Annotated in this window: 10 protein-coding genes and 1 pseudogene; 4 read left to right on the top strand and 7 right to left on the bottom strand. The window is 69.7% G+C overall.

Features of this window, described 5'->3' with window-relative positions:
- Positions 1 to 4: 4 nt before the first annotated feature.
- Positions 5 to 361: a DUF6401 family natural product biosynthesis protein gene (locus tag Vau01_RS63835; protein WP_308440506.1), complete on the top strand. Its 357-nt coding sequence runs from the start codon at positions 5 to 7 to the stop codon at positions 359 to 361.
- Between the two features lie 39 nt (positions 362 to 400).
- On the opposite strand, the pseudogene Vau01_RS37300 reads toward Vau01_RS63835, so the two are convergent.
- Positions 401 to 1,573: pseudogene (locus Vau01_RS37300) on the bottom strand (MFS transporter); the annotation flags it as partial.
- Between the two features lie 8 nt (positions 1,574 to 1,581).
- A complete protein-coding gene (locus Vau01_RS37295) occupies positions 1,582 to 2,865 on the bottom strand; it encodes a citrate synthase (protein ID WP_204003493.1) in 1,284 nt (427 codons plus the stop codon).
- A gap of 82 nt (positions 2,866 to 2,947) precedes the next feature.
- Between Vau01_RS37295 and Vau01_RS37290 the strand changes: the two genes are divergently transcribed.
- The 3 genes from Vau01_RS37290 to Vau01_RS37280 all read left to right on the top strand — a co-directional run bounded on the left by Vau01_RS37290 (position 2,948) and on the right by Vau01_RS37280 (position 4,981).
- Positions 2,948 to 3,589 carry a nucleoside/nucleotide kinase family protein gene (locus Vau01_RS37290; protein WP_373320359.1) on the top strand — a complete coding sequence of 214 codons (642 nt, stop codon included), beginning with the start codon at positions 2,948 to 2,950 and terminating at the stop codon, positions 3,587 to 3,589.
- 7 nt (positions 3,590 to 3,596) lie between these two features.
- Complete coding sequence (locus Vau01_RS37285) at positions 3,597 to 4,265, top strand: RICIN domain-containing protein (RefSeq protein ID WP_204003481.1); 669 nt, start codon at positions 3,597 to 3,599, stop codon at positions 4,263 to 4,265.
- Positions 4,266 to 4,384: 119 nt separating this feature from the next.
- Positions 4,385 to 4,981 carry a hypothetical protein gene (locus Vau01_RS37280; protein ID WP_204003479.1) on the top strand — a complete coding sequence of 199 codons (597 nt, stop codon included), beginning with the start codon at positions 4,385 to 4,387 and terminating at the stop codon, positions 4,979 to 4,981.
- Between the two features lie 58 nt (positions 4,982 to 5,039).
- Here the strand turns inward: Vau01_RS37280 and Vau01_RS37275 are convergent, their stop codons facing one another.
- The 5 genes from Vau01_RS37275 to Vau01_RS37255 form a co-directional block, all read right to left on the bottom strand.
- On the bottom strand, positions 5,040 to 5,642 hold the full coding sequence (locus Vau01_RS37275) for a hypothetical protein (protein ID WP_204003470.1): 603 nt from the start codon (positions 5,640 to 5,642) through the stop codon (positions 5,040 to 5,042).
- On the bottom strand, positions 5,629 to 7,209 hold the full coding sequence (locus tag Vau01_RS37270) for a VWA domain-containing protein (protein WP_204003467.1): 1,581 nt from the start codon (positions 7,207 to 7,209) through the stop codon (positions 5,629 to 5,631). Before Vau01_RS37270 ends, Vau01_RS37275 begins: the two co-directional genes overlap by 14 nt.
- Entirely contained in the window at positions 7,209 to 8,270 is a 1,062-nt protein-coding gene (locus Vau01_RS37265) for a hypothetical protein (protein ID WP_204003464.1), read from the bottom strand. The genes Vau01_RS37270 and Vau01_RS37265 overlap by 1 nt, the downstream gene beginning before the upstream one ends.
- A gap of 99 nt (positions 8,271 to 8,369) precedes the next feature.
- Positions 8,370 to 9,389: a hypothetical protein gene (locus Vau01_RS37260; protein ID WP_204003461.1), complete on the bottom strand. Its 1,020-nt coding sequence runs from the start codon at positions 9,387 to 9,389 to the stop codon at positions 8,370 to 8,372.
- Positions 9,390 to 9,460: 71 nt separating this feature from the next.
- Positions 9,461 to 10,738 (bottom strand): ABC transporter ATP-binding protein, encoded by a 1,278-nt coding sequence (locus Vau01_RS37255; RefSeq protein WP_204003458.1) that lies wholly within the window; start codon positions 10,736 to 10,738, stop codon positions 9,461 to 9,463.
- Positions 10,739 to 10,871 lie beyond the last annotated feature (133 nt).

Raw genomic sequence — 10,871 nt, 5'->3', positions numbered from 1 at the left:
TGCCATGCCCCCATACGGTCTTCACATGACGCACTCAGCTCGGGTTCTCACCGCCCACGCCGTCCTCGACCAGCTCATGGCCAGCGTCGGTGTCGACGGTCTCGTCGCCGCCCTGCGCAACCCCGGCCTCCTGGCCGCCGTCGACCAGAACGCCGCCGCCACCCGCGAGGCGATCCGCGCCGCCGGCCGCGATGTCGACCTGGTCGCGCTGGCCGGGTACGCCCGCTCCGTGCTCGCTCTGCTCAGCCGGCACGGCCACAGCCTCCCCGAGCCCGACGCCATCGACTGGAACACGGCCAACGGGCACGTGCTCCGCCTGGTCGGCATCTGCGCCCTGGCCGAGAGCGCCGGGCTGCTCTAGCTCCGCACCGTGCCAGGCCGCCGGCCCGAGCGGTGAGAAGACGAGCCAGAGGATCGACAGCCCGATCCCGGCACCGGAGATCCACAGCGCGTTACGGGCACCCACCGCGGTGCCCAGCACACCACCCAGCACGCCACCCACCGGGATCATTCCCCACATGATGAACCGCATCGTGGCGTTCATCCGGCCGAGCAGATGATCGGGGCATATCGTCTGCCGGTAGCTCACCTGGACGATGTTGTACGCCACCACGAACGCGGCCACGATCGTGTTCGCCACCACGAAGAACACCTGCCGCCACCCCGGCCCGGTGAGCGGCAGCAGCAGGCGTGAGGCGAAAACCACCACCTGGAACCCGATCAGCGACCGGCCGGTACCCAACCGGCGCGACAGCCGGGTGGTCAGCAACGCGCCGCCCACGGCACCGGCGCTGCCGATGGTCATCAGCAGCCCGACCCGGCCCGCCGACAGCCCGATGTCGCGCACCAGGAAGATCAACGTGACGGCCTGGGCAACCGAGCCGAACAGCACCCCGGTGGCGCCCGACAGGGCGATCGCCCGCAGCACCCGTTGACGGAACACGAACCGCACGCCCTCGGCGATCTCGGTGCGCAGCGGCGCCCGCCGGGCCGGATCCGGCGCCGGCTCCCGGGTCCTGATCCGAGCCAGCCACCCCACCGACCACAGGTAGGTCAGCGCGTCGGCGGCCAACGCGAGCGGCGCGCCCAACCACTGCACCAGGTAGCCGCCCGCGGCCGGGCCGGCGGCGTGCGCGACGGTGCGGCTGGCCTCCAGCTTGCCGTTGCCGTCGACCAGATGTTCCCGCCCGACCAGGGCGGGCAGGTACGACTGGTGGGAGACGTCGAAGAACACCGTCGCGACGCCGAGCGTGATCGCCACCGCGTACAGGTGCGGCAGCGTCAACCGGTCGAACAGGGCCGCCGCCGGGACGGTGAGCAGGACGGCGGCCCGCACCAGGTCGGACGTGATGAGCACGGGCCGGCGGCGCATCCGGTCACACCAGGCCCCCGCGGGGAGACCGATGACCAGAAACGCCGCCGACTGCACCGCGACCAGCAGGCCGACCTGGAACGTGGTGGCGTCGAGCGTGGTGATCGCCACCAGGGGAAGCGCGAGGACCCCGATCTGCGAGCCGAACTGGCTCAGCGAATCGCCGACCCAGAGCCGGCGAAAGTCCCCGTGGTTCTTCAGGCCTTGACTCAGCGCTTGTCCATCGGAAGGAAGGAGCGCTCACCGGCCCCGGTGTAGACCTGCCGCGGACGACCGATCTTGGTGTCGGGGTCGTTGATCATCTCCCGCCACTGCGCGATCCACCCGGGTAGGCGGCCCAGCGCGAACAGCACCGTGAACATCTTCGTCGGGAAGCCCATCGCCTTGTAGATGAGCCCGGTGTAGAAGTCGACGTTCGGGTACAACTTGCGCGAAACGAAGAAATCGTCGGCGAGCGCGATCTCCTCGAGCTTCATCGCGATTTCGAGCAGCGGGTCGGGCGTCTGCATCTTCGCCATGACGTCCTGGGCGGCCTTCTTCACGATCGCCGCCCGCGGGTCGTAGTTCTTGTAGACCCGGTGCCCGAAGCCCATGAGCCGGACCCCGGCCTCCTTGTTCTTCACCTTGTTCACGAACGAATCGACGTCGTCGTCCGAATCGTGGATCTCCTGCAGCATCTCCAGCACGGCCTGGTTCGCACCGCCGTGCAGCGGCCCGAACAGGGCGTTCACCCCGGCGGATACCGACGCGAACAGGTTGGCCTGGCTCGAACCGACCAGCCGGACCGTCGACGTGGAGCAGTTCTGCTCGTGGTCGGCGTGCAGCACGAACAGCATGTCGAGCACCTTGGCGACCACCGGGTCGACCTCGTACGGCATGGCCGGCACGCCGAACGTCATCCGCAGGAAGTTCTCGACGTATCCGAGCGAGTTGTCCGGGTACAGCGACGGCTGCCCGATCGACTTCTTGTACGCGTACGAGGCGATCGTGGGCACCTTGGCCAGCAGGCGCACGGTGGAGATCTCCACCTGGTCGCGGTCGAACGGGTTGAGGCTGTCCTGGTAGAACGTCGACAGCGCACTCACCGCGGACGAGAGCACGGGCATCGGGTGCGCGTCGCTCGGGAAGCCGGCGAAGAACCCCTTCATCTCCTCGTGCAGCATCGTGTGCCGGCGCACCTTGTCGGAGAACGACTCCAGCTCGGTCGCGGACGGCAACTCACCGTAGATGAGCAGGTAGCTGACCTCGAGGAAGGAGGCGTTCTCGGCCAGCTGGTCGATCGGGTAGCCCCGGTACCGCAAGATGCCCGCGTCACCGTCGATGTACGTGATGTCGGATCGGCACGAGGCGGTGTTCACGAAACCCGGGTCATATGTGACCGAACCGGTCTCCTTGAGCAGTTTGGTGATCTCGATACCGGCCGGGCCTTCTTCCGCCTCGTGGACAGAGAGAGCTAGCGTTCCGCCCGGGTGTTCCAGGCTGAAGTCGGTCATGGGAGGCGCTCCGTTCGGATGTAGCTGGCGGGCCTGAGCTCCATTGTCACCCGCACGACTGATTGCCACACCGGCAGGCACCATGGGACGGGTGCACTTCCGCCCGATCGCGCCCGTCGCCCTGGCCGAAACCCTCGCCGACGACCTCGCCGAACGCCGGCCGAGCGGCTACCTGAGCGTCGCGATCGACGGCCCGCCGCCCGCCCGGCCCGACCGGCTGGCGGCCAGTCTCGTCGATCCGCTCCGGGCCCGCGGCCGGGCGGCGCTGGCGGTCGCCACCAGCGGTTTCCTCCGTCCGGCCTCGGTCCGGTTCGAACGCGGACGCACCGACCCGGACGCGTTCTACGAGAGCTGGTTCGACCTGCCGGCCCTCGTCCGGGAGGTGCTCGACCCCCTGCCGACGGGCCGGGTGCTGCCCGACCTCTGGGACCCGGTGACCGACCGGGCTACCCGCAGCACCTACGTCGAGCTGCCGCCGCGCGGGGTGCTGCTGCTCCACGGTCCCCTGCTGCTCGGAGCCGGACTGGCCGTCGACTACAGCGTCCACCTGCTCATGACCCCGGCGGCGCTGAAGCGCCGCACGGACGCCGCGGACCGATGGACGCTGCCCGCGTACGAGCGGTACGCCGCGGAGGTCGGCCCGGCGGACTGGGCGGACGTGGTGGTCCGCTCCGACGATCCGGACCATCCGGCGATTTCCATGATCGGGGCCGGACGTTCATGATGTCGCGGTGACGCGCTCCAACGTCTACGGCTCCCCCCGCCGTGGGCCGCACCCTCTCGTCCTGATCGCGCTGGGCGTGCTGCTGGTCGGCGTGCTGACCGGCATCGCGCTGGGATTCCAGGCCCTCAACGACGCGGACCCGATCGGCACGGTCAAGGTCGCCGGCAGCCCCACACCGGCGCCGGCGTCCAGCCGACCGGCGCCACCGTCGAGCCCGCCGCCCACGAGTGCTCCGCCGTCGAGCGCGCCCCCGCAGCAGCCCCAGCAGTTCGGCGCGGTGCGTGGGCAGGGTTCGAACCTCTGCCTGGACGTGCAGCCCGACCAGCCGACCGCCGGCGGCCTGCTGATGATCCTCCCCTGCACGCCGGGCAGCCCCAGCCAACGCTGGCAACGCACGCCCACCGGCATGATGGTCAACGGCGCCACCGGGCTGTGCATCACCGTGGCCGGAGCGGCCGTCGAGGACAACGCCCGCGTGCAGCAGGAGCCGTGCGGAGACGCGCCGCATCAGCGCTGGGCCCTGTTCCTCGACGCCGACGGGTCGGCATCCTTCGGCGCCCAGCACAGCGGCCGGTGCCTCGACGTCCAGGGCGGCGGGACGGCACCCGGCACTCCGGTTCAGCAGTTCGGCTGCAACGGGACACCGGCCCAACGCTGGTTCCTCCAACCCGTGTAGGCAGCCGGTGTAAAGCAGGCGACTCTCGTAAAACCGCAGGTGGCACGAAGGTGTGATCTCGCGACGGTCCGTGACCCATAGCGTCTTTCGCAACAGGAAAACGCAATGCGGAGGCGGAAATGAGCAAGGCGGTTCGGGTCGGCGCGATGGCGCTGGGAGGCATGGTCGCTGTCCTGTCGATGACGGCCTGCGACATTTCCTTCGGTGAGAAGAAGGCCGACGGTGCGGCTCCGGCGCAGCAGCCGGTGGCGGCTTCGGCGAGCGCCAGCCACAAGGGTGACGAGCCCGGGCCGGGCAAGAGCGCGGGCTCCGGCACCGGCAAGAGCAACGGCACGGGGACGGGCACCGGCTCCGGCTCCGGCGACAAGAACTCGGGACACGGCGGCGCGCAGATCGTCAGCTTCGAGATCGTGCAGCAGCCGCGCTGCGCGAGCGGCACCACCAAGTACGAGACCCCCGCGGTTCCGCTGAAGATCCGGTGGAAGGTCACCGGCGCCACCGGCGTCGCGCTGTCGGTCGACGACCCGCACCGGGTCGGCAGCTACGGCTCGTACGGCCTCGAAGAGACGATGGAGTTCACGTTCAGCTGCGGCGGCGCGGTCGGCTCGACCGAGACGCACAAGTACACGATCACCACGACCGGTGGGTCCGGCGAGCCGAAGTCGAAGACGCTCAGCGTGTCGACCAAGGTCCTCGAAAAGGGCACGCCCGTCTAAATAATGCACAAATATATGAATTATCGCACAGCCACATAAAAAGCGAACAGGCCGACCCTCAGGGGTCGGCCTGTTCCGCTTGTTCGTCCAGCCGGCGACCGTGCTCGACCAGCCACCTCGCCTGGTCACCGTGCACCGCGTCGGCGGTCGCCCGGAGCACCCGCTCCACCGAGCGCAACTGCTCCACCAGTTCCTGCTCCGCGCTGCGTCCGGTGCCCGGCAACTGGCGGCGGCCGGCGTACCAACGCGGCAGGTTCAGGTACGCCTCGAACGACGCCGGCAGGTCGGTACGCACCGCCGAGTCGACCGCCAGCCACGCGTCGGGCTTGGCCGCCAGTTCCGACGGCCGGGCCAGCAGCCCGTCGACCAGCACCTCGATCCGGCGCAGCCGCACCAGCACCAGCGTGGGCACCTTCTCCTTGCGGGCCCGCCTGACCAGCCGGTCGAACGCCGCCTTCAGGTCCTCCGGGCCGGTGCCGATCGGCCCGCTCAGCCGCACCCTCCGGTCGGGCGTCACCACCACGCCGACCAGGTACAGCCCGATCACCACCAGCGGCCAGTAGCGCCCGGCCAGCCCGACGACGTGCAGCCCGAGCCCGACCAGCCCGAGCGCACATCCCACCAGGTTCCGGTTCGACACCAGGTATCTACTGATAGCCACGGATCTCCTTGAACACCTCCTGCAACGACCCGCTCCGGCCGTCGAACACCTTGCCGCCGGTGACGCGGGCGACCTCGTCCATCTCGGCGACCACCGACTCCCCGAACAGCACCGGGAACACCGGAATCTTCGGATCGCCGACCGTGGACGTGAACGCGTCGAGGTCGCGGCCGGCCGTGCGCACGCCGTCGGTGAGCAGCACGATCGTCGTGAACCGCGACGGGTCGGCGGCGATCAGCTTCCGTGCCTCGTCGTACGCGGTCGCCAGCGCGTCGTAGATCGCGGTGTCACCGCCCACCTTCAGCGCCTGCACCGCGCCCCGGATCCGGTTCAGTTCCGCCTCCGGGTTCTCCGCCGGCACCTCGTACCGCTGCACGGCGTTCGGCCGGGAGCTGAACGGCACCAGCAGCACCTGCTCCCGGTTCGAGAACCGCGAGAACCTCCCGGACAGGCTGGTGTCGGCACCGGTCAGCGCGGTCATCGCGGCCTTGAGCTTGTCGATGCGGTCACCCGCCATCGATCCGGAAAGATCGAGGACGTAGAGCGTGCGCGGCGCCCGTCGCAACGTGTTCAGGTACGCGCCGATCAGCGCGTCGGCGACGTCGAGCCGCACCGGGAACGGCAGTTCCACGAGCGGACCCACGAACCGGTCGGCCGGTGCCGCGGCGGCCACCACCGGACGCCGGTTGGTGCGCTCCACGATCTTCCGTTGCACGTCGTCGCGGCGCAGGTAGTCGACCACCCGCTGGTAGCGGTCGCGGACGTCGGTCGGCACCCCGGCCAGCAGGGTCAACGGGTAGTCCGCGGTCACGACGCCGTCGCTCGGGTGCACCAGCGTGATGTCGACGCCCTGTGCCTTCATCGACAGCAGCACCGACTCGTAGTTGATCAGCCCGGAGACGTCGGTACGCTGCTTGAACGCGTCGGCCAGCCAGCCCGACGACCCGGCCGCGAACGCCTGGCCCTTGAAGAACGCCGTGAGCTGCGGACCAACCTGGCGCACCTGGTCGCCGGTGAGCGCGGTACCGGCGTCGGCCAACGCGGACGCCGCGGCCACCAGGGCCGAGAACCCCGAATTGGACGCCGCGGGGTTGGTCATCCCGTACGTGAACCGGCCCGAGGCGCCCGCTTCCGCGATCTCCTTCCAGGTCGGCCGGCGCTTGTCCCAGCCCAGTTCGGCCGCCTGCGCCGAGCGCACGCCGAGGATCACCGGCGACGACATCACCTTGGTCTGCGTCGAGATCTTGTCGATGGCGTCGCCGTGCAGTTCCAGGTACCGGTTCGACGAGAACCAGATGGCGTCGGTGTCCATGGCGGCGGCGCCCGTGTATACCCGCTCGACCCCGTCGAGCGTGCCGGTGTACGTCAGCTTCACCTGGACACCGGTGGCCCGGCGGACCTCGTCGAGCATCGGCTCCAGGTCCTGCAGTTCGCTTCCCGCCAGCACCCGCAGCACGCCCGCCGGACCGGCGCCCCCGCCGTCACCTCGCTCCGGATCGTCGGAATCTGCCGTGCAACCGCCCACAACCAGGACCACGACGGCGGCCAGCGCGATCAACCTCTTCATCACTTGTACCGCCTCGCGATCTCGTCGAGCATGGCCTCCTGTATTTCGAACGCCGGTGGATCGATGCTGTTCGGCACGGTGGCCGGCGCCTTCTCGCCGACCACGTCGGCGAACTGCGCGGTGCGGAACCCGTGCCGGGCGGCCAGCCGCTGCAGTTCCGGATCCTCGGTGAGCAGCTTGCCCAGCCGGTCGCCGGCGTCGGTCAGCGGAACCAGCGTGTGCTTGGACAGCACCGTGGGCGACGGATAGATCAGCTCCGCATCGGGCCGGACCCCGCCGGCCAACTGCCGCCCGACGTACTGCGCCTCGTAGACCCACACCAGCGGCTTGAAGTTGAGGCCGGTGGCGAGGTAGCTGTCCCAGGGGCCCTCGCTGCTGGTCTCCAGGTAGCCCTGGCTCAGGAACAGCGCCACGACCCGCTCCATGACCTTGTTCACCTGCGCCTGGTCACGCACCACGTTCCTGCCGTTGAGCAGGTACGAGACCACGGCCGCGAACATCGCCGCGGAGTTCGAGTCGCGCGGGTGGGTGGTCGTGATCGACACGACCTTGCCGGCCGGGTACGCCTGGTTGTTCGGGATCGCGTCCCAGCGGAGGCCGCGTTCGGCCGCGGCAACGAACGCCGGAACGTCGAGGACGCGGTACGAACCCTGTGCCTGCACCAGCCCCTGGGCCTGCAGCACGTCGGCCACCGGCGTGAAGGTGGCGATCGCCATCGGCGAGTAGAACGGCGACCACGACTTCTGGATGTTCCTCGTGCGCTGGATCTTCTCCGCCGACGGGAGGCTGGACGGGAACGCGAAGTCGAGGTTGTCGAGGTTCAACTCGGCGATGCGGCGCGAGCCCGCCTGGTCGACCGTGACCTTCAGGCCGTGCTTCGCCAGCACGCCGACGAACGCGGGGTCCTCGAAGAGCGTGCGCTTCTCCGACCCGATCACGCCGCGGACCTCGGTCAGGTCCTGGCTGGAGTTCTCGCCGTCTGATTGGCGGCCGAAGTAGATCGCGGCGGCCACTCCGCCGAGGAGGGCCACCGCGAGAACTATGCTCAATACTCGTCTCACGGCCTCACGGTGGCGCCTGCGCGGATCGCTTACGGCAGACGGATCGAGAAGCTTCGACGAACTCCGGGTGAACGCCCGGTGCCTGTTAACTTGATCTTGCTAGAAGAGGTTCCCCAGCGTCCGCACGATGTCGACGTAGAAATTGCCGTCGATCGACCGGAAGATCGCGAAGTCGCGGTCGGGGCTGCCGAAGAACGGCCGCAGGGTCCACGCGAGCTGGGTGCCCACGAAGCCGAACAGCAGGATCCACACGTACAGCAGGCCCATGCTGGCCTGCTTCTCCGGCGGCGCCGGCGCGGATGCCCACGACGGGATGAGCGCCTCGGGCCGGCCGTGCGGCATCGTCGCGCCGTTCGGCGCCGGCGCGAGGGTGGCCACCGCGCCTCCTCCCGTGCCCGCGGGCACGAGGGCGCTGCCGGGCGGCGGCGCGGGGGCGAGGGCGCCACCGGGCGGCGGCACGGGCGCGGGCGTCGGGCCGCTGTCGACGGGCACCAGCCCGCCCGTCTCCTTCGCTTCGGTCTTCTCCTCGGCCGGCTTGTCGAGGGTCTTCGCCGCCGACTCGATGGCCTTGCGCTCGGACTCCTGTGCCGCCCGCACCGCCTCGTGCTTCGCCTTGTCGCGCGCCTCGTTGTGGCTGTTCAGGGCGGCCATGCCGGCGGTGAGGAAGCGCAGCCCGACGATCGCCGCCAGCGTGAGGATCGCGACGTTGAGGATCTTGTAGAACGAGTACTGGTTCGCGGTGATCAGGAAGAACAGGCTGATCGGCGCGAACGCGAACGCCAGCGTCGAGATGACCGTGATCGCCACCATCACCAGCGCCAGCGCCTGCTTCACCTGTAGCCGGGCGCCGAAGACGAGGTTGAACAGGTACAGCGTCGGCAGGCAGATCGCCAGCGTCACGAGGAACAACAGGGGTAGCTTGATCGCCGAGATCGGCGACTGCAGCAGCGCGTGGTCGCTGAACGCGCCGAGCACGGCGCCGTAGCAGGCGAGCGCGAGGGTTGAGCTGGTGAGCATGTCCCGGATCAGGCGATTGAGATCACGCTCGTCGCCGATCTGCGTCCAGATGCTGTCGCGGTCCCGGAGGATCCGCTCGATCACGAGCAGGCCCGTGGCCATGTGCTCTCCCGGTCGGTAGATGACGAGGGTCACACGTATTGACGCCCGAGCGACCCACCAAAGTTGGCAGGTTACCGGTGACCGACGTCGATCCGGTTCCCGCTCTCCTCGAAAAAGTGCAGTGCGTCGGTGCGGACCGCCACCGCCAGCGGATGCCCGGCGTTGACGCCGGGGTACGGCGCGAGCCGCACTACGAGCTCGGCCGGCTTGCGGCTGTGCCGGCCGCCGCCCCCGTCCTCGGCGTGGTGGGCGCGTTCCTCGACGGCGACCTGAGCGGGCGAGCCCACCAGCCGGTCGATGAACTTCCGCAGGCCACGGGTGGCCGGCATCCGGCCGTTGGCCGGCGTGGCCATCTCGTCGACCACCACCGCCGTGGCGCCGACGTCGACGAACGCCAGCGACTCGTGCCCGTGGTGCTCCATGTGCCGGATCCGCCCGCGCAGCACGTCGCCGGGCGAGTCCATCGGAACCGGGAGCAGCGCCTCCGGGCGCACGCCGACCACGATCCGCTCGCCGTGGTACCGCGCGACCGCCCGCGCCCGCAGGTCCTTCCAGGGGATGTGCAGCTCCTGGTCGCCCAGCCGCAGGGCGACGTACCGGTCGAGCACCACCTTGACGGTGGCCTCCATCAGGCTCATCCGGGGGCTGCCGAGGAACGCCGCCACGTAGAGCGTGGCGGGCCGGCCGTACACGTCGGTCGGCGTGCCGACGTCCTGGAGCACGCCGCGACGCAGGATCGCGACCCGGTCGGCCATCGTCAGCGCCTCGGCCTGGTCGTGGGTGACGTACACGCAGGTGACGCCGAGCTCGCGCACCAGCGACGAGATCTCCGCCCGCAGCTCGCCCCGGAGCTGGCTGTCGAGGTTCGACAGCGGCTCGTCCATGAGGAACAACCGCGGCCGGCGCACGATCGCCCGGCCCATCGCCACCCGCTGCCGCTGGCCGCCGGAGAGCTGCCCGGGCCGACGGGCCAGCACGTCGCCGATGCCGAGGGCGCCGGCGACCTCGGACACCTGGTCTTCCCGGTTGGCCTGGCCGGACACCTTCAGCGGGAAGCCGATGTTGTCGCCGACGGACATGTGCGGGTACAGGGCGAAGTCCTGGAAGACCATCGCCACGCCGCGCTCGCGCGGGGTGAGCGTCGCGGCCGGCTCGCCGTCGAGCAGCACCTCACCGATGCTCGGATCCTCCAGGCCGGCGATCATCCGCAGAATCGTGGACTTACCGCAGCCGGACGGCCCGAGCAGCACCATGAACTCGCCGTTGCCGATATCTAGGTTCACTCCGTCGACGGCGACTGTGCCGTCAGGAAAGACCTTGGACACGTCCCGCAGCCCGACCGTAGACACGTTGCCTCCGCATATGTATCCGCTGCGATCTGTGACTGTGACGAACCCCACGGACGATGAACCATCGGGTAAACGGCTCAAGTACGGCGTGTGATCGGTGCACTACAGGCGCGGGACAGCAGCACCGCGCCCC

Origin of the sequence: Virgisporangium aurantiacum, assembly GCF_016863635.1 — a bacterium.
GTDB lineage: Bacteria > Actinomycetota > Actinomycetes > Mycobacteriales > Micromonosporaceae > Virgisporangium > Virgisporangium aurantiacum.
Note: the sequence above shows the minus strand (reverse complement) of the source record. Positions and strands in the feature narration are given on the sequence as shown.

Coding starts and splice junctions, on each gene's coding strand:
- Vau01_RS37295 (WP_204003493.1), bottom strand. CDS start 2,865: ATGACCGACTTCAGCCTGGAACACCCGGGCGGAACGCTAGCTCTCTCT.
- Vau01_RS37280 (WP_204003479.1), top strand. CDS start 4,385: ATGAGCAAGGCGGTTCGGGTCGGCGCGATGGCGCTGGGAGGCATGGTC.
- Vau01_RS63835 (WP_308440506.1), top strand. CDS start 5: ATGCCCCCATACGGTCTTCACATGACGCACTCAGCTCGGGTTCTCACC.
- Vau01_RS37260 (WP_204003461.1), bottom strand. CDS start 9,389: ATGGCCACGGGCCTGCTCGTGATCGAGCGGATCCTCCGGGACCGCGAC.
- Vau01_RS37270 (WP_204003467.1), bottom strand. CDS start 7,209: ATGAAGAGGTTGATCGCGCTGGCCGCCGTCGTGGTCCTGGTTGTGGGC.
- Vau01_RS37290 (WP_373320359.1), top strand. CDS start 2,948: ATGGGACGGGTGCACTTCCGCCCGATCGCGCCCGTCGCCCTGGCCGAA.